Annotated in this window: 18 protein-coding genes; 13 read left to right on the forward strand and 5 right to left on the reverse strand. The window is 71.6% G+C overall.

Features of this window, described 5'->3' with window-relative positions:
• Position 1 precedes the first annotated feature (1 nt).
• Entirely contained in the window at positions 2-979 is a 978-nt protein-coding gene (locus H180DRAFT_RS18675; protein ID WP_055487220.1) for a carbohydrate kinase family protein, read from the reverse strand.
• A gap of 312 nt (positions 980-1,291) precedes the next feature.
• Between H180DRAFT_RS18675 and H180DRAFT_RS18680 the strand changes: the two genes are divergently transcribed.
• From H180DRAFT_RS18680 to H180DRAFT_RS18735, 12 genes are all read left to right on the forward strand, one after another.
• Positions 1,292-3,181, forward strand: a complete 1,890-nt coding sequence (locus tag H180DRAFT_RS18680; RefSeq protein WP_079100219.1) for an ABC-ATPase domain-containing protein — start codon at positions 1,292-1,294, stop codon at positions 3,179-3,181.
• Between the two features lie 19 nt (positions 3,182-3,200).
• Positions 3,201-3,839 (forward strand): GNAT family N-acetyltransferase, encoded by a 639-nt coding sequence (locus H180DRAFT_RS18685; protein WP_055487221.1) that lies wholly within the window; start codon positions 3,201-3,203, stop codon positions 3,837-3,839.
• 484 nt (positions 3,840-4,323) lie between these two features.
• A complete protein-coding gene (locus H180DRAFT_RS18690; protein ID WP_055487222.1) occupies positions 4,324-6,021 on the forward strand; it encodes a nitrite/sulfite reductase in 1,698 nt (565 codons plus the stop codon).
• A gap of 115 nt (positions 6,022-6,136) precedes the next feature.
• Entirely contained in the window at positions 6,137-6,409 is a 273-nt protein-coding gene (locus H180DRAFT_RS18695; RefSeq protein ID WP_055487223.1) for a hypothetical protein, read from the forward strand.
• Positions 6,406-7,116, forward strand: a complete 711-nt coding sequence (locus H180DRAFT_RS18700; protein WP_055487224.1) for a phosphoadenylyl-sulfate reductase — start codon at positions 6,406-6,408, stop codon at positions 7,114-7,116. Before H180DRAFT_RS18695 ends, H180DRAFT_RS18700 begins: the two co-directional genes overlap by 4 nt.
• 28 nt (positions 7,117-7,144) lie before the next feature.
• Positions 7,145-7,702 (forward strand): adenylyl-sulfate kinase, encoded by a 558-nt coding sequence (gene cysC, locus H180DRAFT_RS18705; RefSeq protein WP_055487225.1) that lies wholly within the window; start codon positions 7,145-7,147, stop codon positions 7,700-7,702.
• Positions 7,699-8,634: a sulfate adenylyltransferase subunit CysD gene (gene cysD, locus H180DRAFT_RS18710; protein WP_055487226.1), complete on the forward strand. Its 936-nt coding sequence runs from the start codon at positions 7,699-7,701 to the stop codon at positions 8,632-8,634. Before cysC ends, cysD begins: the two co-directional genes overlap by 4 nt.
• A gap of 2 nt (positions 8,635-8,636) precedes the next feature.
• Positions 8,637-10,037 carry a sulfate adenylyltransferase subunit 1 gene (locus H180DRAFT_RS18715; protein ID WP_055487227.1) on the forward strand — a complete coding sequence of 467 codons (1,401 nt, stop codon included), beginning with the start codon at positions 8,637-8,639 and terminating at the stop codon, positions 10,035-10,037.
• A 92-nt stretch (positions 10,038-10,129) separates the two neighbouring features.
• Positions 10,130-11,260, forward strand: coding sequence for an aliphatic sulfonate ABC transporter substrate-binding protein (locus H180DRAFT_RS18720; RefSeq protein ID WP_055487228.1), 1,131 nt, complete (start codon positions 10,130-10,132; stop codon positions 11,258-11,260).
• Positions 11,261-11,396: 136 nt separating this feature from the next.
• Positions 11,397-12,155, forward strand: a complete 759-nt coding sequence (locus H180DRAFT_RS18725) for an ABC transporter ATP-binding protein (RefSeq protein WP_055487266.1) — start codon at positions 11,397-11,399, stop codon at positions 12,153-12,155.
• Entirely contained in the window at positions 12,142-13,074 is a 933-nt protein-coding gene (locus H180DRAFT_RS18730; RefSeq protein WP_055487229.1) for an ABC transporter permease, read from the forward strand. Before H180DRAFT_RS18725 ends, H180DRAFT_RS18730 begins: the two co-directional genes overlap by 14 nt.
• 160 nt (positions 13,075-13,234) lie before the next feature.
• Positions 13,235-13,999 carry a sirohydrochlorin chelatase gene (locus tag H180DRAFT_RS18735; protein WP_055487230.1) on the forward strand — a complete coding sequence of 255 codons (765 nt, stop codon included), beginning with the start codon at positions 13,235-13,237 and terminating at the stop codon, positions 13,997-13,999.
• Between the two features lie 261 nt (positions 14,000-14,260).
• Here H180DRAFT_RS18735 and H180DRAFT_RS18740 read toward each other — a convergent pair whose 3' ends face one another.
• The 3 genes from H180DRAFT_RS18740 to H180DRAFT_RS18750 form a co-directional block, all read right to left on the reverse strand.
• Complete coding sequence (locus H180DRAFT_RS18740) at positions 14,261-15,496, reverse strand: S8 family peptidase (RefSeq protein ID WP_055487231.1); 1,236 nt, start codon at positions 15,494-15,496, stop codon at positions 14,261-14,263.
• Between the two features lie 365 nt (positions 15,497-15,861).
• Positions 15,862-16,389 (reverse strand): DUF1697 domain-containing protein, encoded by a 528-nt coding sequence (locus H180DRAFT_RS18745; RefSeq protein WP_055487232.1) that lies wholly within the window; start codon positions 16,387-16,389, stop codon positions 15,862-15,864.
• Between the two features lie 72 nt (positions 16,390-16,461).
• The gene (locus tag H180DRAFT_RS18750) at positions 16,462-17,724 is read right to left on the reverse strand and encodes an SAV2148 family HEPN domain-containing protein (protein WP_055487233.1); all 1,263 of its coding nucleotides are present in this window, start codon (positions 17,722-17,724) and stop codon (positions 16,462-16,464) included.
• Positions 17,725-17,935: 211 nt separating this feature from the next.
• Between H180DRAFT_RS18750 and glgX the strand changes: the two genes are divergently transcribed.
• Entirely contained in the window at positions 17,936-20,182 is a 2,247-nt protein-coding gene (gene glgX, locus H180DRAFT_RS18755; RefSeq protein WP_055487234.1) for a glycogen debranching protein GlgX, read from the forward strand.
• On the opposite strand, the gene H180DRAFT_RS18760 is transcribed toward glgX, so the two are convergent.
• Positions 20,130-20,708, reverse strand: a complete 579-nt coding sequence (locus tag H180DRAFT_RS18760) for a DUF1707 and FHA domain-containing protein (protein WP_055487267.1) — start codon at positions 20,706-20,708, stop codon at positions 20,130-20,132. The genes glgX and H180DRAFT_RS18760 overlap by 53 nt on opposite strands.
• Positions 20,709-20,762: the final 54 nt, after the last annotated feature.

Below are 20,762 nucleotides of genomic sequence, written 5' to 3' on the forward strand. Positions count from 1 at the left end.
CTCACTGCAACTCCCCCGCCCACGGCGGATTCGCCCCCCGCACCGCACACACCGCGGCGGCCACGCGGGTTCCGAAGTCCAGGGCGGCGGCGAGGTGTTCGGCCGTGAGGGTGTCCAGGCGGCCGCCCAGTGCGCCGGCGCCGTGGAGGGAGTGGAGGAAGCCCGCCATGAAGGAGTCGCCCGCGCCGACCGAGTCGACGACGTCCACCGACGGCGCGGGCACGTGCAGCCGCTCGCCGTCGAGGGAGGCGAAGACGCCGTCGGCGCCGAGCGTGACGACGACGAGACGGGCGCCGTCCGCATGGAAGGTGTCGGCGGCCTGTTCCGGGGTGGTGCCCTCGGGCGCGAGATGCGCCAGGTCGTCGTCGGAGAGGCGGAGGATGTCGGCGGCGGCGCACCAGCGCGGCAGGGCGCCGCGGTAGACACCCGGATCGACCAGCAGCGGGCGGATGTTGGGATCGACCGACACCGTCGCCCGCTCCCGGACGTCCGTCAGCAGGGCCTCGATCGCCTCGCCGCCGGGCGGCCGGACGAGCGCCAGCGAACCGGTGTGCAGGCAGGAGAGCGGCCCGTCGGAGGCGGTGGTCAGTTCTCGCGGCGTCCACTGGAAGTCGGCGGTGTTCTCCGCGTGGAAGGAGTAGTCGGCGCGGCCCTCCTCGTCGACGTCGGCGACGGCGAGGGTGCTGGGTTCGCGCGCGGTGAGAGTGCGGCTCAAGTCGACGCCCGAGCGGCCCAGATGGTCGCGGAAGAGCCGCCCGAAGACGTCCCCGGAGATGCGGCCGAGGAAGCGGGTGGGGGTGCCGAGCCGCGCCAGTGCGACGGCGGTGTTGGCGGGCCCGCCGCCGGGGAGCACGTCCAGTCCGACGGCCGGGGTTCCGGTATCCGTGGCCGGGGGCCGGACGAACGCGTCGGCGACGCATTCGCCGAGCACGGCGACGGGGACGGCGGCGTCGTCGGCGGCGGGGACTGGCGCGGTCATGCGGACCTCACGGTTCGGGTGCAGGTGCGAGTGCGGGTGTGCGGGTTCCGGTTCGGGTGCGGCTACAGGACAGCGCCACCGGGGCCCCGCCCCGGCGCACGGCTTCGCGCTGGAGTCCAGCAGCAGCCCGTGACCCTGTCAACGCGGCATCGCGCACACGGGCGGGATGCGGGCAGCGGCGGGGTCGTGCCGGGCGCGGTGCGTGCCGGTGGCCCGCCCGGCCGGGGTGAGCCGGTCCCCGGCGCCGGTGCCTGCCGCGTCCGGTATGTATCGTCCGGACGCAGACAGTCTCCGGCGGAGAGGGAGGGCGCAGTGCCACGTGAGCAGGGCCGCGGCCCCGGCGGCCACCGGGCGCACCGCGGAGCACGCAGCGGCCGCGGCGGACCGTACGCACGGCGCGACGGGCACGGACCGCACGCCCGGCGCGACCGCGGCGACGGAGGTGCCGGCGGCGGGGAACCGCGCGAGGACGGACCGCCGCACGCACACGGCGCTCCGCGCGGCGGCCTGGAGCAGCAACTCGCGGGCCTGGAGGGCGCTTCGTACGGCCGGTACAAGGGTCTCGTCGGGACGTGGAAGATGCCGGGCGCGGAGGCGACCGGGGAGACGCTGCGGCTCGTGCGCGGCCAGTCCGACCCGTTCGCTCCGCCGGCGCGTGTGGCCGTGCGGGTGCCCGCGGAGCGTGCCGGATTTCCGTCCGCGCTGTGGAGCACGCCCGTCCGCCGCCGCGCCCTCGCGTCTTTCATCGCCCGCCGTGCGGCCCAAGTCGCGGGTGGAGAGCGTGCGTTGCGGATCGACGCGGGCGGCCAGGAAGTGCTCGACCGGGGTTCGTGCCAGGTCTCGGCGGACGACGGCGCGGTCACGCTCCGGTTCGGTCTCGCCCTGCCCGGCAAGGGCCGGCGCATCGATGCCCGTACCGCGCAGCGTCTGCTGTGCCGGGCCGTGCCCGACATCGCCGAACGTGCGCTGCGTTACGCGTCGCTGGACGCGGAGGCGGTGGAGGAGTTCGTAGAGACGGTCGAGGACTCCGACGCCCTGCGCGAGGCGCTGCCCGGACTCGGTCTGGTCGCGTTCGTCGCGGACGGGGCTGTGCTGCCGCGGGGCAGCGGCGTGGACGACCGTCCGGCCCGCGGCGAGGGCGTCGTGCCGTTCTCCTCGCCGGAGGGGCTGCGGGTCACGGTCGCGCTGCCGAACGGGGGCGAGGTCACGGGAATGGGGCTGCGCGAGGGCGTGAGCCTGATCGTGGGCGGCGGCTTCCACGGCAAGTCGACGCTGCTGCGCGCTCTGGAGACGGGCATCTGGGACCACGTGCCCGGCGACGGGCGCGAACTCGTCGTCTCACGCCCTGAGACGGTGAAGTTGCGTGCGGAGGACGGCCGCCGGGTGGAGAGGGTGGACGTGCACGCGTTCGTCGGCCATCTTCCGGACGGCTCCGACACCACCGACTTCTCGACGGACAACGCCTCCGGCTCCACCTCACAGGCCGCGTCGCTGTGCGAGGCAGTCGAGGCGGGGGCGCGGGTGCTGCTCATCGACGAGGACACGGCGGCGACCAACCTGATGATCCGTGACGCCCGCATGCAGGCCCTCGTGGCCAAGGAACGCGAGCCGCTGACGCCGCTGGTGGACTCCGTGCGCTCCCTCCACCGCGACCACGGCGTCTCGACGGTGCTGGTCATGGGCGGTTCCGGCGACTATCTGGAAGTCGCCGACCTGGTGCTGATGCTGGACGCCTACCGCCCCTCCGACGTGACGGAACGGGCGCGGGAGGTCGCGTCCGTACCGACGGGACGGCACGCCGAGGCCGAGAGCTTCCCGGCAGTGGTGCACCGCAGCCCCGACCCCGCGTCGCTGGAGTCCGAGGCGCGGGGGCGCAGGCGCGTGCGCTCGCGCGGCGAGGACGCGCTGACGTTCGGGGAGTACGAGGTGGATCTGCGCTCGGTGGAGCAGATCGCGGACGCCCGTCAGGTGGCGGGAATCGGCCTCGCACTCGACCTGATGGTGCGACGCGGGCATGTGGACGGCACCCGTACACTCGCGGAGGCCCTGGACCTGCTCGACGCCGAACTGGCGGCCGGGGGCGCGGACGCGCTGCTGGCCGTGCGCGACGAGGACTTCGCCGTGCCGCGCCGCTTCGAGACGGCGGCGGCACTCAACCGGGTGCGCGGTCTGCGCGTCCGCAGAGCGGGAAGCACACCTTGAGCGAGTACGGAGAGAACCGTTGAGCGAGAACGCGACGCGGAGTGTCACCACGTGGTTCCTGGAGCAGACGGCTCCCGGGGATCTGACGGGCGAACCCCCCGTGGAGGAGGCGTCCGGTCTGCGCATCGTGCGGGCCGAGGTGGTCTCCGCCGCGTTCAGCAGGTTCCTCTACAGCGAGGTCGGCGCGGACGTGGAGTGGGTCGACCGGCTGCCGTGGACGCGGGAGCAGTGGCACCGGTGGCTGGACCGTCCGGGCGTGGAGACCTGGGTGGCCTGGGAACGGGGCACTCCCGCCGGGTACATCGAGCTGGACGGCGCGACCGAGGACACCTCGGGGCGGGCCACCCGCCCCGGCGCCACGGTGGAGATCAGCTACTTCGGCCTTCTTCCCGCCTTCCGGGGTCGGGGCATCGGAGGGCGGCTGCTCGCGTTCGGCACCCGCCGCGCCTGGGACATGGGCGACCGGTGGGAGGGCCGGCCGCCGACCTCCCGCGTGTGGTTGCACACATGCAGCAAGGACGGGCCGCACGCGCTGCGCAACTACCGGCGGCGCGGCTTCGGCGTCTACGCGAAGGACGTGACCCTGGAAACACCCGGGGACAAGGGGGACGCGCCTGGCGTCTCCGGGCCGCCGGCGCAACGTCCGGCTGCGGAGTGAGGGCGTCGTCCCGCTGACTGTCAAGAGTGCATCGTCCCGCTATTCGGGACAGGACTGTCCACATCCTGGATATTGGTGGACTGCCCGTTCGGCGCCGTGCGACGCTTCCGTCATGTCTCGCGCTGGAATTGCCTTGGTGAGTCGACGCCACGTCGACTTCGGCCGCATGTCCAGCGCCATCTGTCGCGCGGGCTGACAGTCCCAGCACCACCGATCTCGAGCCGCCCTCACCGTCACGTGGGGGCACCCCCGGCGGACTGCCCCCGGGGAAGTGCGCTCTCCTCCGGCTGAACCGTCGCCGCGGTCCCCCCTGCCTTCCGCGCGTGCGCAACCTGCCGCACGAACGGACCCGACCAGGTGTGACGTGCGCGCAATCACCCGGTGACCCGTACCCGTCATCGACGGCCGGCCGCCTCCGGCTGCCCGGCCGGCCTGCCCGGGGCCCCGCCCGAAGGACACCTGAAGGACCCGAAGGACAACTGCCATGGCCGAGACCTCCAAGCGTCCCGCTTCCGCACCGAGCCGCCGCAAGACCGGACGCCACCGCGGCGAAGGGCAGTGGGCCGCCGGTCACTTCACTCCCCTCAACGGCAACGAGCAGACGAAGAAGGACGACGACGGTCTCAATGTGCGGACACGCATTGAGACGATCTACGCGCACCGCGGGTTCGACTCGATCGACGGCGCCGACCTGCGCGGCCGCATGCGCTGGTGGGGCCTCTACACCCAGCGCAGGCCCGGGATCAGCGGCGGCAAGACCGCGGTGCTGGAGCCGGAGGAGCTGGACGACGAGTACTTCATGCTCCGGGTGCGCATCGACGGCGGCCAGTTGACCACCCGGCAGCTGCGCACCATCGGCGAGATCTCGCAGGACTTCGCACGCGGCACCGCCGACATCACCGACCGGCAGAACATCCAGTTCCACTGGATCCGCATCGAGGACATGCCCGAGATCTGGCGCCGCCTGGAGGGCGTCGGCCTCTCCACCACCGAGGCCTGCGGCGACACTCCGCGCGTCATCATGGGCTCGCCCGTCGCCGGCATCGCGGCCGACGAGATCATCGACGGCACCCCCGCCATCGACGAGATCCACCGCCGGGTCATCGGCAACCCCGCGTATTCGAACCTGCCGCGGAAGTTCAAGACCGCGGTGTCCGGATCTCCGCTGCTCGACGTCGCGCACGAGATCAACGACGTCGCGTTCGTCGGCGTCGAACACCCCGAACTCGGCCCCGGCTTCGACGTGTGGGTCGGCGGCGGCCTGTCGACCAACCCCAAGCTGGGCGTACGGCTCGGCGCCTGGGTGCCGGTCGAGGACGTCGCGGACGTGCACGAGGGCATCGTCTCGGTCTTCCGCGACTACGGGTACCGGCGGCTGCGCACCCGCGCCCGCATCAAGTTCCTCGTCGCCGACTGGGGCGCGGAGAAGTTCCGTCAGGTGCTGGAGGACGAGTACCTGCTGCGCAGGATGGCGGACGGACCCGCACCCGAGGCGCCCGTCCAGCAGTGGCGCGACCACATCGGCGTGCACGAACAGCGCGACGGCAACTACTACGTGGGCTTCGCGCCGCGCGTGGGGCGCGTCGACGGCGGCACGCTCACCAAGATCGCGGACCTCGCCGAGTCGCACGGTTCGGGCCGCGTCCGCACCACCGCCGAGCAGAAGATGATCGTCCTCGATGTGGCCGGGGACCGGGTGGAGTCCCTGACCCGGGCGCTGGAGGCGCTCGACCTCACGGCACGCCCGTCGGTCTTCCGCCGCGGCACCATGGCCTGCACCGGCATCGAGTTCTGCAAGTTGGCCATCGTCGAGACGAAGGCACGCGGCTCGTCGCTCATCGACGAACTGGAGCGCCGCCTCCCCGAGTTCGACGAGCCGGTCACCATCAACGTCAACGGCTGCCCCAACTCCTGCGCCCGCATCCAGGTCGCGGACATCGGGCTGAAGGGCCAGCTCGTCACGGACGCCGACGGCGAGCAGGTCGAGGGATACCAGGTCCACCTGGGCGGCTCCCTCGGCATGGAGCCCGGCTTCGGCCGGAAGGTCCGCGGCCTGAAGGTCACCGCCACGGAACTGCCCGACTACATCGAGCGCGTGCTGCTCAACTTCCAGGAGCAGCGCGAGGACGGCGAGCGCTTCGCCCAGTGGGCGGCGCGCGCGGAAGAGGGTGCCCTCAAATGAGCGAGCCCGGGCGCGCGGCGTCGGCTGGACCGAGGAACCGCGCAGCGACGAAGGAGCGAGCAGTGACGAGGGAAGCCGACGCGTCAAAGCGCGCCAGGGCTGAGCGGGGGGCACAGTGAGCGAGCGGGCCGCGCCGTTCTACTGCCCGTACTGCGGTGACGAGGACCTTCGCCCCTCCGAGGAGACGGGCGGGGCGGCCGCCGGCAAGGGGGCGGCCTGGGAGTGCGCCGCGTGCAACCGGGCGTTCAGGCTCGCGTTCCTCGGGCTGCTGGCCAGGGGCCTGCAGCGCGGAGGCGGCGCCGCGGGCGCAGCGGCCGGCAACGGCACCGGCACGGGCCGGGACGGAGACCGGGACGGCAGCACTCAGGATGGAGGGGCCACGCCATGACCACAGCCGCGCAACGGCGCTCCGCGGCAGAGCTGCGGCGGCTCGCGGAGGACGCGGGCCGGAAGCTGGAGGACGCACCGGCGCTGGAGGTGCTGCGCTGGGCCACGGACACCTTCGGCGACCGCTTCTGCGTCACCTCCTCCATGGAGGACGCGGTGGTGGCGCATCTCGCTTCCCGCGTCGCACCGGGCGTCCGCGTCGTCTTCCTCGACACCGGCTACCACTTCCCCGAGACGCTCGGCACGCGTGACGCGGTGGCCGCCGTCATGGACGTCGAGGTGATCACGCTGACGCCGCAGCGGACCGTTGCCGAGCAGGACGCGGAGCACGGTCCGAAGCTGCACGACCGGAATCCCGATCTGTGCTGCGCGATGCGGAAGGTGGCGCCCCTCGAGGAGGGTCTGCGCCAGTACGACGCGTGGGCGACGGGCCTGCGCCGGGACGAGTCGCCCACCCGGGCGGGCACTCCCGTCGTCGGCTGGGACGAGCGCCGGCAGAAGGTCAAGATCTCGCCGATCGCCCGCTGGAATCAGGCCGATGTCGAGGCCTACATCGCCGAACACGGCGTGCTCACCAACCCGCTGCTCTCCGACGGTTACGCCTCGGTGGGCTGCGCCCCGTGCACCCGGCGCGTTCTTGAGGGCGAGGACGCCCGCGCCGGACGCTGGTCGGGTCAGGGCAAGACCGAGTGCGGGATCCATCTGTGAGCGTGAACTCCGTGACAGGGAGCGGGAGATGACGACAGCGACAACGCGGCGGGAGAGCGGGGCCACCGTCTGGCTCACCGGCCTGCCGAGCGCGGGCAAGACGACGATCGCGACCGCGCTTGCGGAACAACTCGCCGCAAATGGCCGCCGCGTGGAGGTGCTCGACGGGGACGAGATCCGTACTTTCCTCTCCGCCGGTCTCGGCTTCTCCCGCGAGGACCGCGACTTGAACGTGCAGCGCATCGGTTTCGTCGCGGAGCTGCTCGCCTCGCACGGCGTGACCGTCCTCGTGCCGGTCATCGCGCCGTACGCGGACAGCCGGGAGGCGGTGCGCAAGCGTCATCAGGCCGCCGGCACCGGCTACTTGGAGGTGCACGTCGCCACTCCGGTCGAGGTGTGCTCGCAGCGCGACGTGAAGGGACTGTATGCGCGTCAGGCCTCGGGGGAGATCTCCGGGCTGACGGGCGTGGACGACCCGTACGAGGCCCCCGAGGAGCCGGATCTGCGGATCGAGGCACACCGGCAGGGCGTGGAGGAATCCGCTGCGGCGCTGCGCGCGCTGCTGAGTGAGAGGGGACTGCTGTGAGGACGGCCGTCACGACGCTGGAAGAGCGGGAGAACCCGTACGCGCTCTCGCACCTGGACGCGCTGGAGTCGGAGGGTGTGCACATCTTCCGTGAGGTCGCGGGCGAGTTCGAGCGCCCGGTGATCCTCTTCTCCGGCGGCAAGGACTCCATCGTCATGCTGCATCTGGCGCTGAAGGCGTTCCGCCCGGCGCCGGTGCCGTTCACGCTGCTGCACGTGGACACGGGGCACAACTTCCCCGAGGTGCTGGAGTACCGCGACCGTGTGGTGGCGCAGCACGGGCTGCGGCTGCACGTGGCCCGGGTGCAGGAGTTCATCGACCGCGGCGAGTTGAAGGAGCGCCCGGACGGCACCCGCAACCCGCTGCAGACCGTTCCCCTGCTGAAGGCCATCGAGGGCAACCGCTTCGACGCGGTCTTCGGCGGCGGGCGGCGCGACGAAGAGAAGGCGCGGGCGAAGGAACGTGTCTTCTCCCTGCGCGACGAGTTCGGCGGCTGGGACCCGCGGCGTCAGCGCCCGGAGCTGTGGCAGCTCTACAACGGGCGTCACGCGCCGGGTGAGCACGTGCGCGTCTTCCCGCTGTCGAACTGGACCGAGCTGGACGTGTGGCAGTACATCGCCCGCGAGAACATCGAACTCCCCGGCATCTACTACGCACATGAGCGCACGGTCTTCTCCCGCGCCGGGATGTGGCTGGCCCCCGGCGAGTGGGGCGGCCCCGGCGACGGCGAGCGGGTGGAGCGGCGCAAGGTGCGCTACCGCACGGTGGGCGACATGTCCTGCACGGGTGCCGTCGATTCCGACGCCGACTCCATCGAGAAGGTCATCGCCGAGATCGCCGCGTCCCGGCTGACGGAGCGCGGCGCGACACGGGCGGACGACAAGCTCTCGGAGGCCGCCATGGAGGACCGCAAGCGCGAGGGGTACTTCTGATCATGACCACCCCCTTCTCCGGCCAGGACCCGCTGGAAGCCGCGGCCGACGCGGCGCTGTCGGCGACCTCGCTGCTGCGCTTCGCGACCGCCGGCTCCGTCGACGACGGCAAGTCGACGCTGGTGGGCCGGCTGCTGCACGACTCGAAGTCCGTGCTGGCCGACCAGTTGGAGGCGGTGGAGTCCGCCTCGCGCAACCGCGGCCAGGACACCCCCGACCTGGCGCTGCTGACCGACGGTCTGCGCGCCGAGCGGGAGCAGGGCATCACCATCGACGTCGCCTACCGCTACTTCGCCACGCCGCGGCGGCGGTTCATCCTCGCCGACACCCCGGGCCACGTGCAGTACACGAGGAACATGGTCACCGGCGCCTCGACGGCCGAACTGGCCGTCGTCCTCGTCGACGCCCGCAACGGCGTCGTCGAGCAGACCCGCCGGCACGCCGCCGTCGCGGCGCTGCTGCGCGTCCCGCACGTCGTCCTCGCGGTCAACAAGATGGACCTCGTCGGCTACGACGAGGACGTCTTCGCGGGCATCGCCGGGGAGTTCACCCGCTACGCGGCCTCCCTCGGTGTTCCGGAGATCACCGCCATCCCGGTCTCCGCCCTCGTCGGCGACAACGTCGTGACCCCGTCCGCCCACATGGACTGGTACGGCGGCCCGACGGTGCTGGAGCACCTGGAGACCGTGGCCGTCACCGACGATCCGGGCGAGGACCCTGCCCGCTTCCCCGTCCAGTACGTCATCCGCCCGCAGACCGCCGAACATCCCGACTACCGCGGCTACGCGGGCCAGATCGCCTCCGGTCTGCTGCGCGTCGGGCAGCGCGTGACGGTGTATCCCTCGGGACTCAGCAGCACCATCGAGGCCCTGGACGTGCTGGGCCGGTCCGTGGACGTCGCCTGGGCGCCGCAGTCGGTGACGGTGCTGCTCGCCGACGATCTCGACATCTCCCGCGGCGACATGATCGTGCCGTCCGACGCGACGGTCACTCCCAGCCAGGACTTGACGGCGACCGTCTGCCACCTTCATGACACGCCGCTGACGCCCGGTGCCCGTGTGCTGCTGAAGCACACCACGCGCACCGTCAAGGCGATCGTGAAGGAGATTCCCTCGCGGCTGGCACTGACGGATTCCGACGGGACGAAGGGCCTCTCCCAGCACCCCGACCCGGGGCGCCTCGTCGCCAACGAAATCGGACGCGTGGTGCTGCGCACGTCCGAACCGCTGCCCGTCGACGACTACACCGACTCGCGCCGCACCGGCTCGTTCGTCCTGATCGACCCCGCGGACGGCTCGACCCTCACCGCCGGCATGGCCGGCAACGCCTTCGCCGACGCCGTGCGGGAGACCGCTCAGGCAGAGGCCGGAGGGACACCGGAGGACGACGGCTGGGACTTCTAGCCGGCGGCCCGCCACCGCATCACCTGCACCGAACTGCCATCGGCAGGCACCAGCCCTGCCACGCCTGACAGCCTTACGAGAGGACCCGCCCCATGTCCGTCCGCAGACCGGCACAGCGGCGAAGGCATTGCGCGCTCGCCGCGCTGGTCGCGCTGCCCGCGCTGGTCGCGCTGCCCGTGCTGGCGACGGCGTGCGGCTACGGCTCCAAGGCACCCGAGGACAGGGGCGGACCGGCGGCCGCGGGCGGCAGTAAAGTCGGCGGCCTCGACGAGGTCAAGGTCGGCTACTTCGGCAACGTCACCCACGCGACCGCGCTGGTGGGGCTGCGGGACGGCGGTGAGATCCCGCGCGAGCTGGGCGGCACGAAGGCCTCGACGCAGGTCTTCAACGCGGGGCCGGCGGCCATCGAGGCGCTCAACGCCAAGGCCGTCGACATGGCCTGGGTCGGCCCCTCCCCCTCTGTCAACGGGTTCACCAGGTCCGGCGGCAAGAGCCTCCGGATCGTCGCGGGCGCCACCTCGGGCGGGGCGTCGCTCGTGGTGAACCCGGAGAAGGTCCGCTCGCTCGGGGACCTGGAGGGCAAGCGGATCGCCACACCGCAGCTGGGCAACACGCAGGACGTCGCCCTTCTCGACTTCCTCGCGGGGAAGGGCCTGCGGGTCAGCCCGGACACCGGGAAGGGCGACGTCTCCGTCCTCCGGCAGGACAACAAGGAGATCCCGACGACCTTCCGGCAGGGCGGCATCGACGGGGCATGGGTGCCCGAGCCCACGGCGTCCACCATCGTCGCCGGCGGCGGGAAGGTCCTGCTGAACGAGAAGAAGCTGTGGAAGCACGGCGAGTTCGTCACCACGAACCTTGTCGTGCGGCAGGAGTTCCTGAAGAAGCACCCGGAGGCCGTCGAGGCCGTCGTGCGCGGCTCGGTGCGCGCCAACGCCTGGATCCGCGAGCACCCGGACGAGGCGAAGAAGCACATCAACACCGCCCTGGAGAGGGACTCCGGCAAGCCGCTGCCCGAGGACGTACTCGACTCCTCCTTCGACGACATCGACGTCACCGACGACCCGCTGGCGGCCACGCTGGCGGAGGAGGCCGAACACGGCGTCGAGACGGGCCTGATGAAGAAGGCCGACCTCCGGGGCATCTACGACCTCTCGATCCTCAACCGGGTGCTGAAGGGCGAGGGCCGACCCGCCGTCGACGACGCGGGGCTCGGCAGTTGACGCCCGCAGGCCCCTTCCACCACCACGCACCACACCCACGGAGGTGAGCGCGATGACCACGACACTGACCGCCGGGCCCGCGCCCGGCACCGGGTACGCGGCGACAGGCACGGGCGTCGCCGATGCGCGCCCCGCCATGGACGAGGCGGGCTACGCCGTCCGCCTCGACCACGTCTCCAAGACCTTCGGACGCGCGGGCGCGGAGCAGCTGGTGCTGGACGACATCGCACTCGACGTCGGCCCCGGCGAGTTCGTCACGCTGCTCGGCGCGAGCGGATGCGGCAAGTCGACGCTGCTGAATCTCGTCGCGGCGCTGGACAAGCCGTCCGCCGGCACCATCGACGTGCCCGGCGGCCGCCCCTCGCTGATGTTCCAGGAGCACGCGCTCTTCCCGTGGCTCACCGCCGGCCGGAACATCGAACTGGCCCTGAAACTGCGGGGCGTGCCCAAGCCGGAGCGGCGGCCCGAGGCGGAGCGCCTGCTGGAGCTCGTACGGCTCACGGGCGCGCACCGCAAGCGGGTGCACGAGCTGTCGGGCGGCATGCGTCAGCGCGTCGCGCTTGCCAGGGCGCTCGCCCAGGACAGCGGACTGCTGCTGATGGACGAGCCGTTCGCCGCGCTCGACGCGATCACGCGTGACGTGCTGCACGAGGAGCTCACGCGGATCTGGTCGGAGACCGGCGTCTCCGTCCTGTTCGTGACGCACAACGTGCGGGAGGCCGTGCGCCTCGCGCAGCGCGTGGTGCTTCTCTCCTCCCGGCCGGGCCGCGTCGCCCGCGAGTGGACCGTGGACATCCCGCACCCGCGGCGCATCGAGGACGCCGACGTGGCGAACCTCTCCGCCGAGATCACCGAAGAGCTGAGGGGAGAGATCCGCCGACATGGCCAGCACTGACTCCCGGCCCGTCGAGGCGGACGGCGCCCGGCCCGCGCAGCGCGCGAAGCGGGACGACGCCGGGGACCTGGCGGGCCTGGAGGCCGGTCTCGACGCGCTCGACACGCGCACCGCCACGCGGCTGCCGCTGGCGCAGGTGCTGCGGCGCAAGGCGCTGCCGCCCGCGGTCGCGGTCGTGCTCGTACTGGCGCTGTGGCAGCTGGCGTTCGCCCTGCGCATCAAGGAGCCGTACCAGCTGCCCGGCCCGTTGATGGTGTGGGACGCCCTGGCCGAGGAGTGGTACAAGGGCACCATCCTGTCGATCGTCTGGCAGAGCGTCTCGCGGGGTGCGCTCGGCTTCGCCGTCGCGCTGGTGCTGGGCACGCTGCTCGGGCTGCTGGTCGCTCAGGTCAAGCCCGTGCGTGCGGCGATCGGGCCGATCCTCTCGGGGCTGCAGTCGCTGCCGTCGGTGGCGTGGGTGCCCGCCGCGATCATCTGGTTCGGGCTGACGGACGCCACGATCTACGCGGTCGTACTGCTCGGCGCGGTGCCGTCCATCGCGAACGGGCTGGTCGCGGGCGTGGACCGCATCCAGCCGCTGCATCTGCGCGCGGGGCACGTCATCGGCGCGACGGGGTTCCGCGGGGTGCGGCACGTGCTGCTGCCGGGCGCGCTGCCCGGCTACATCGCGGGGCTCAAGCAGGGCTGGGCCTTCTCGTGGCGGTCGCTGATGGCTGCCGAGCTGATCGCCACTTCGCCCGAACTGGGTGCGGGGCTGGGGCAGTTGCTGGAGACCGGACGGGCCTATCAGGACATGCCGCTGGTGCTGGGGGCGATCCTCCTCATCCTCCTCGTCGGCATCGGCATCGAACTGCTCATCTTCGCGCCGCTGGAGCGCAGGGTGCTGCGCCACCGCGGCCTCCTCGCGACGGCCCACTGAACGCCGGCGCCGCATGCGGCCCGACGGGAACGAACGACAACCGACAGACCGGAGCTCCGGAAGCCGATCCGGACCCGGAGCCGGACCGAACCGGAAGCGGAACCGACACCGGAACCGCAACCGCAACCGGCAAGCAGCCGACAAGGAACGGACGACCGCCATGCACGATGCGACACGACCCGCTCTCGTGGTCATCGCACACGGCAGCCGCGACCCGCGGCACGCCGCGACCGTCGCGGCGCTCTGTGCGCGCGTGAGGGCGCTGCGTCCCGCGCTGCGTGTGGAGGCGGCCCATCTGGACTTCAACGCCCCCTCGGTGCCGCACCTCCTGGAGAGGCTGCACGCGGAGGGCGTCCGCGACGTCGTCGCCCTGCCGCTGCTGATCGGCCGCGCCTTTCACGCCAAGTCCGACATCCCCTCCGTGCTGCACGAGTCGACGTCCCGGCTGCCGCGGCTGCGGGTGCGGCAGGCGGACGTGCTCGGTCCGCATCCGCTGCTCGTGGGGGCGCTGGAGCGGCGCCTGCACGAGGCCGGGCTGCGGCCGGCGATGAACCGCTCGACCGGGGTCGTGCTGGCCTCGGCGGGCTCCTCGGACGCGGAGGCGATCGCAGTGATCGCACAGACCGCGCGGGAGTGGCGGCGCACCGGTCGCTGGTGTGCCGTGCGTCCTGCGTTCGCCTCCGCCTCTCTTCCCCGTACGGAGGACGCCGTGCGGGGGTTGCGCGCCGACGGCGTCCGGCATGTGGCGGTGGCCCCGTACGTCATCGCGCCCGGCCGTCTACCCGACCGCATCCGCAGCGGCGCACTGGAGGCCGGGGCCGACGTGCTCGCGCCGGTGCTGGGCGCGGCGCCGGAACTGGCGGAGCTGCTGGCGCTGCGCTACGACGAGGCGGCGGCGCACGGGCCGCTGGCGCTGAGCGCCTGACGGGAGCGCGCGCTGAGCGCCTGACGGGAGCGCGCGCTGAGCGCCTGACGGCCCGGCCGGAGGCCGGGCGGGCGCCGGGGATCGGGCGCCGGGCGCCGCCGGCACAGAGCACCCGGACCAGAACGGACCGGCACGGACCGGCACGGCCGCCGCGCCAATGAGGCCGCCCGCCGCGCCCCTTGGGGAGCGCGACGGGCGGCCCGTTGTGCTGATGGAGCCCTGGGGTGCCGCCCGTCCTTGCTCAGCGGGCGGGCCCGCCGGTCACTTGCCGACGTTCAGGAGCTCGTTCTTCGTGCCCTCGCTCGGGTTGGATATCGCGTCCTTCGTGGCCTGTTCGCTCAGACCCTTGGCGACGTCCGCCGGCTTGGCGTCGTTGTTCTCGCCGAGGAAGAGAGCCGCGGCACCCGCGACGTGCGGGGCGGCCATGGAGGTGCCCGACAGCGTCTCCGTGGCGTCGTCGCCGGTGTTGGTCGCGGAGACGATGTCCACGCCCGGCGCGTAGATGTCGACGATCTTGCCGAAGTTGGAGAAGTCGGCCTGCTTGTCGGCGTCGTCGCTGGCGGCGACGGTCATGGCGTCCTGAACCCGGGCCGGCGAGCTGTTGTCGGCGTCCTGGCCCTCGTTGCCCGCGGCGACGGCGAAGGTGATGCCGGCGTCGATGGCCTTCTGCACCGCGGCGTCCAGCGCCTCGTCCTGCGGGCCGCCGAGGGACATGTTGGCGACGGAGGGGCCCTTGGCGTTCTTGGTCACCCAGTCGATGCCCTTGACGACCTGCTCGGTGGTGCCGGAGCCCTGGTCGTCCAGCACACGCACCGCGACGATCTTGGCCTTCTTGGCGACGCCGTGGTCGCTGCCGGCGATGGTGCCCGCGACGTGCGTGCCGTGGCCCTGGCCGTCGTCGGCGTCGTCGTCGCCGTCGACCGCGTCGAAGCCGGACTCGGCGCGCTCGCCGAAGTCCTTGTGCGTGATGCGGACACCGGTGTCGATGACGAACGCGGTCACGCCCTCACCGGCGCTGTCCGGGAAGGTGTACTTCTTGTCGCCCTCGGTTTCCTTCTGGTCGATGCGGTCCAGGCCCCACGACGGCGGGTTGGACTGCGTCTCGTTCACCGTGAAGGTGTGGTTCTGGACGACCTTCTCGACCTGGGAGTCACCGGCCAGCTGGCGGGCCTCCTTGGCGCTGAGCCCCTTGGCGGAGAAGCCGTTGATCGCGGAGGTGTAGGTGTTCTTGACCTTGCCGCCGTACTGCTCGGCCAGGTCGTTCCCCGTCGCCTTCACGGAGTTGGCACCCTTGCCGTCCTTGAGCATGACGATGTAGCTGCCGTCGACGGCGCCCTTGGCCTTGGTGCCGTACACGTGGCCCTCGGCCGGTGCGGCACCTGCGGGCAGGGTCAGCAGCGTGGCCGCCCCGATCACCGCCGCGGTGACACCGGTGGCGATGGTGATGCGGCGGCGCTTCGCGGACTTCTGGGGGCTTCTCGGCGTGTTGGTTGCCATGACGAGGGTCCTCCTCGTGAGGTGTGGGGGGTTGTATGTCTGTTTTCGCCCCCGGTTCGCAGGGCAGCGTCGATCCGCTACCGGGGGACTCGAAACACTGTCTGATTGATCCGCTCACCTCAACCCGTATGAGCGGGTGTGACATACACAACTCTCGGAGCGCCACGGCAAAGTGGCCCGTACCGTCTCAAGCCGCCCTGACAGGGCAGCAGTTCGGTCGGCGATCCGACCGAACTGCTCACCGATGTTCAACTCTTCGGCGGACTGCGTCCCTTGACGGACACCGCGCCGCCTCGCGGACCTGATCTCGGGGCGAATTCAGGACAGATCGTGGGCGGGTTCCGGACGGGCCCGGGGCTGCGGGTTCAGCTCGCGAGTTCGATGAGCCGCTGGACCGTGCGCCAATTGCGGCCGGTCATCACCACCTTGGGGGACACGGACTCGAGAGCGGACGGGAGCTTGCTCCGGCCCATCCCGTCCGGGAAGTAGCAGTACACGGCGCTGCCCACGTGCTCGAAGGTGTCGGGGGCGAACCTCGCCCCGTCCAGTGAGCCGAAGTGGCTTTCCCCGGGAGCCTCTTCGAGGAACAGGACCACCAGTTTGGCCGGGTCCAGCTCCGCGGCCGGATAGGGGCACGCATCGGCAACGGCGCGCAGCTCCGCGGCAGTACGGACCAGGCAGCGGACCTCGAAGCCGAAGCGGTCCGCGACGGCGCGCTCCAGGCGGTCGCCGGGGTCGGCGTCGCCGGTGGTGAAGACCGCGTTGCCGCTCTGCAAGTAGGTGCGGACGTCGCTCCACCCCAGGCCGGCCATGAGGTCCCTCAGCTCGGCCATGGGCACCTTCTTGTGTCCGCCCACATTGATCCCCCGCAGTAGCGCCGCATAGGTCGTCATGTGCGGCAGCTTAGAAGAGGGGCGTGCGGGCGGTCCGGAGGCTGTGTGCACCTGACACCGACGGCACCACGTTCACGATACGGGGCGCGAGTCCGTCCACGCCGACTCGAATTCCTCGCGGTAGGTCTGGAACAGCCCGTGCACACCCTCGTCCTGAGGTTTGCCGTGCTCCCCGCCCCGCTGCACGAGATCCCTCCCTCCGCCGCGCAGGACCAGCACCGGCGCCTCCATCCCGCGGACCCGCCGCAGATACGGCTGTACGACGGCCAGGCCGTCCGCCCCGTCCCCGTCGACCATGTACGCGGAGAAGCGCGGCGTCTCGTCGAAGACATGGATCTCGAACGCGCCGGTGTCGCGCAGCCGCGCCCGCACGCGGCGCATGTGGAGGATGTTCATCTCCACGGTGCGGCTCAACTCACCCTTCTTTATGCCCAGTTCGCGCTCCCGGCGACGTACGGCGCTGCTGGCGGGGTTGAGGAAGAGCAACCGCAGCCGGCACCCGGAGGCGGCCAGCCGCACCAGGCGGCGGCCCGAGTAGTTCTGCACCAGGAGATTGAGACCTATGCCCATCGCGTCCAGCCGCCGGGCACCGCCGAAGAGGTCCTCGGCGGGCAGGCGCCGCTGGAGGCGGACGCGGTCGGAGTGGACTCCCACCACGTCGGCGAAACGGTCACCGACGAGGTCCTCCACCGCGTCGACGGGCAGCCGGTGCGCGGAGGGCGCGTCGTCCCCGGAGGCGCCCAGCATCTCCAGCAGCCGGGCGCACATCCGCTCGGCCTGTGCGAGCACGGTCTCGGACAGCGCACGGTTGCGGGCGACGGCGCTGCGCGCCACCTCCAGCTCGTCCAGGGCGAGTTCGACCTCGCGGCGGTCGTCGAAGTACGGCTCGAAGCACGGCCAGTGCTGCACCATCAGCTCACGCAGCTGCGGCAGCGTCAGGAAGCAGAGAACGTTGTCGTCGGCGGGGTCGAGCAGATAGCCCTTGCGGCGGCTCACCTCCCGTACCGCCACGGCCCGTTGGACCCACTCCTGCCCGGCGGGACCGGCCGCGGCGACGACCCACTCGTCGCCGTGCACCGGTTCGTAGATGGGCCGCAGCACGGCGGAGACGACGGCCCGCAGCCGCTGCTCGACGAGATTCAGCCAGATGTACGCGCGCCCTGCCCGCCTGGCCCGGGTGCGCACCTCGGCCCACGCGTCCGCGTCCCAGTCGAGGTCCGCGCCGATCTCCATGGGACGTGCCAGTGACACCGCACCGGCCGGTGCGCCGGCGGCCTCCCCGTCACCGTCGTCGCCGCTTTCACCTGGGGGGAGCTCAAGCCCGCCCGCACCCACCCGCGCACCGCCTTCCTGACCCTGTTGAGCGATCAAGGAAGACTACTGCGGCCCTGGAAGAGCCGCACCCTGAACCCCCATCAACTTGCCCTGCCCGTACGCCCGTACGAGGGATTGCAGCTCGCCGCACCGTCCGTTTCGCGTGACCTGGGCAAGGATGCCCCGGTGCGGCGGCAGCAGCCGGACGGCAACTGCGGAAGGAGAGCATCGCATGCAGGTCTGGCCGGGACAGGCGTACCCCCTCGGCGCAACCTACGACGGCGCCGGAACCAACTTCGCGGTCTTCTCCGAGGCGGCCCGCCGCATCCAGCTGTGCCTGCTGGACGACGAGGGGCGGGAGACGGCGGTGGAGCTGCGCGAGTCCGACGGCTACGTGCGGCACGCCTATCTGCCGGGCGTGATGCCGGGGCAGCGCTACGGATTCCGCGTCGAGGGCCCGTACGACCCGGGACGCGGGCTGCGCTGCAACAGCGCGAAGCTGCTGCTCGACCCGTACGCCAAGGCGATGAGCGGCCGCATCGACTGGGACGAGGCGGTCTACGGCTACCGCTTCGGCGCCCCGCACCGGCGCAACGATCTGGACTCGGCGCCGCACACGATGGCGTCGGTCGTGGTCAACCCGTACTTCGACTGGGGCGAGGACCGGCCGCCCCGCACCGGCTACGACCGCACCGTCATCTACGAGGCGCACGTGAAGGGCCTCACGATGCTCCATCCCGGACTGCCGCCCGAGCTCCGCGGCACCTACGCGGCGCTGGCGCATCCCGCAGTCATCGACCATCTGACGCAACTCGGCGTCACCGCACTGGAGTTGATGCCGGTACACCAGTACGTCACCGACCACAGGCTGGCCGACGCGGGGATGGCGAACTACTGGGGCTACAACACCGTGGGGTTCTTCGCCCCGCACAACGCCTACGCCTCGTGGGGCGACCGCGGCCAGCAGGTGCTGGAGTTCAAGCAGGCGGTGCGCGCCCTGCACGCGGCGGGCATCGAGGTCCTCCTCGACGTCGTCTACAACCACACCGCCGAAGGCAATCACCTGGGTCCCACGCTCTCCTTCCGGGGGCTCGACAATCCCTCGTACTACCGGCTGAGCGAGGACCCGCGCTACTACACCGATACAACGGGCACGGGTAATTCACTGTTGATGCGCAGCCCCCACGTCCTGCAGCTCATCATGGACTCGCTGCGCTACTGGGTGACCGAGATGCACGTCGACGGCTTCCGCTTCGACCTGGCCGCCACGCTGGCCCGGCAGTTCCACGAAGTGGACCGTCTCTCGTCCTTCTTCGACCTGGTGCAGCAGGACCCGGTCGTCAGCCGCGTCAAGCTGATCGCCGAACCGTGGGACGTGGGTGAAGGCGGCTACCAGGTCGGCAACTTCCCGCCGCTGTGGACGGAGTGGAACGGCCGTTACCGCGACACGGTGCGGGACCTGTGGCGCGGCGAGCCGGGCACGCTCGCGGAGTTCGCCAGCCGGCTGACGGGGTCCTCGGACCTGTACCGGGACGGCAGACGTCCGCTGGCCTCCATCAACTTCGTGACATGCCACGACGGTTTCACCCTGCACGACCTCGTCAGCTACGACGGCAAGCACAACGAGGCCAACGGCGAGGGCAACCGTGACGGAGAGGACCACAACCGTTCGTGGAACTGCGGCACCGAGGGCCCCACGGACGACCCTGACGTGCTGCGGCTGCGGCGCCGGCAGATGCGCAACTTCCTCGCGACGCTGATGCTTTCGCAGGGCGTGCCGATGATCTCCCACGGCGACGAGTTCGCACGCACGCAGCACGGCAACAACAACGCCTACTGCCAGGACGGCGAACTGGCCTGGGTGCACTGGCCGGACGGTGCGGGCGGAGCGACGGCCGCGGAAGGTCCGGCCGGCGCAACGACGGCGACCGGCGTGCAGGAACTCGGCCCGGAAGCTGAACTGTGCGCGTTCATCGCGGAGTTGACCGCGCTGCGCCGCAAACATCCCGTCCTGCGGCGGCGTCGCTTCTTCCGGGGGCCCGCGTCCGGGGGCAGCGGCGAGGAGGCCCACCGGTCCGCCGACATCGCCTGGTTCACTCCGCGGGGCGAAGCCATGCGCCCGCACGACTGGCACGAGGAGGACTCCCACTCGCTGGCGGTGCTGCTCAACGGCGGCGCCATCTCCGAGACCGGTACCCGCGGCGAGCCCGTCACCGACGACTCGTTCCTGCTGCTGTTCAACGCGCGGAACATCCCGGTGGACTTCACCGTCCCGGACGGTCCCGAAGGGTGGGACTCCGGGGGGCAGTGGCAGCTCGTCCTGGACACGGCCGACGAACTGCCGCCGTCGGCCCAGGAGATCCGCAAGGCCGGGACGGGAGACCGGATCACGCTGGCGGACCGCAGCCTCGTCGTGCTGCGGTGCGTCAGGCCCGGGGCGGCGGCTCGAGGGAGGGCGGCTGCGCCACGGCGAGCCTGAAGCCGGTCTGCCCGAATCTCACGACGTCACCGGGGCGCACCCTCACCGAACCGGTCACCCTGCTTCCGTTGACCCACGTGCCGTTGCTGGAGCCCAGGTCGCGCAGCTTCCAGCCGTCGCCGGTCGCCCGCAGCTGCGCGTGCGTACGGGAGACGGTGAAGTGATTGAGCCGCAGCATCGAACCCGGCGCGCGGCCTATCGAGTACGGGTGCGAGCCGGGCCCCGGCAGCAGCAGCTCCGGCAGGCGTTCGGACTGCCACGCGTGCCGCAGCGCACGGTGGAAGGAGTGGAGACGGGCGATGCCTTCGGCGAACCACCGCTTGCGCGCCCGTCGCGTCGGCAGGTCGTGCAGCACCTCCTGCAACTCACCGTGCCACTGCGCCTTGAGGACCACATCCATACGCCGTTCGAACGTGTTCTGCGAGATGCGTCCGTCCGCCGCGCCCTCACGCAGCACCTCGAGAGCCCGCTCCCGGTCCGCGTCGGAAAGCCGCGGAGGGTGGGCACCGAACTCCAGTGAGGTCATGCACTGCATTCTGAGTACACACAAACCCCCTGTCCAGGCTTGCCCTTGAGCAGT

Origin of the sequence: Streptomyces sp. WMMB 322 (genome assembly GCF_900090145.1) — a bacterium.
Classification (GTDB): domain Bacteria; phylum Actinomycetota; class Actinomycetes; order Streptomycetales; family Streptomycetaceae; genus Streptomyces.

What these genes read in the sequence shown, in the direction of transcription:
- H180DRAFT_RS18675 (WP_055487220.1), bottom strand. Translation starts at nt 979, where the DNA reads ATGACCGCGCCAGTCCCCGCCGCCGACGACGCCGCCGTCCCCGTCGCC.
- H180DRAFT_RS18690 (WP_055487222.1), top strand. Translation starts at nt 4,324, where the DNA reads ATGGCCGAGACCTCCAAGCGTCCCGCTTCCGCACCGAGCCGCCGCAAG.
- H180DRAFT_RS18700 (WP_055487224.1), top strand. Translation starts at nt 6,406, where the DNA reads ATGACCACAGCCGCGCAACGGCGCTCCGCGGCAGAGCTGCGGCGGCTC.
- cysC (WP_055487225.1), top strand. Translation starts at nt 7,145, where the DNA reads ATGACGACAGCGACAACGCGGCGGGAGAGCGGGGCCACCGTCTGGCTC.
- H180DRAFT_RS18715 (WP_055487227.1), top strand. Translation starts at nt 8,637, where the DNA reads ATGACCACCCCCTTCTCCGGCCAGGACCCGCTGGAAGCCGCGGCCGAC.
- H180DRAFT_RS18720 (WP_055487228.1), top strand. Translation starts at nt 10,130, where the DNA reads ATGTCCGTCCGCAGACCGGCACAGCGGCGAAGGCATTGCGCGCTCGCC.
- H180DRAFT_RS18725 (WP_055487266.1), top strand. Translation starts at nt 11,397, where the DNA reads ATGGACGAGGCGGGCTACGCCGTCCGCCTCGACCACGTCTCCAAGACC.
- H180DRAFT_RS18730 (WP_055487229.1), top strand. Translation starts at nt 12,142, where the DNA reads ATGGCCAGCACTGACTCCCGGCCCGTCGAGGCGGACGGCGCCCGGCCC.
- H180DRAFT_RS18735 (WP_055487230.1), top strand. Translation starts at nt 13,235, where the DNA reads ATGCACGATGCGACACGACCCGCTCTCGTGGTCATCGCACACGGCAGC.
- H180DRAFT_RS18740 (WP_055487231.1), bottom strand. Translation starts at nt 15,496, where the DNA reads ATGGCAACCAACACGCCGAGAAGCCCCCAGAAGTCCGCGAAGCGCCGC.
- H180DRAFT_RS18745 (WP_055487232.1), bottom strand. Translation starts at nt 16,389, where the DNA reads ATGACGACCTATGCGGCGCTACTGCGGGGGATCAATGTGGGCGGACAC.
- glgX (WP_055487234.1), top strand. Translation starts at nt 17,936, where the DNA reads ATGCAGGTCTGGCCGGGACAGGCGTACCCCCTCGGCGCAACCTACGAC.
- H180DRAFT_RS18760 (WP_055487267.1), bottom strand. Translation starts at nt 20,708, where the DNA reads ATGACCTCACTGGAGTTCGGTGCCCACCCTCCGCGGCTTTCCGACGCG.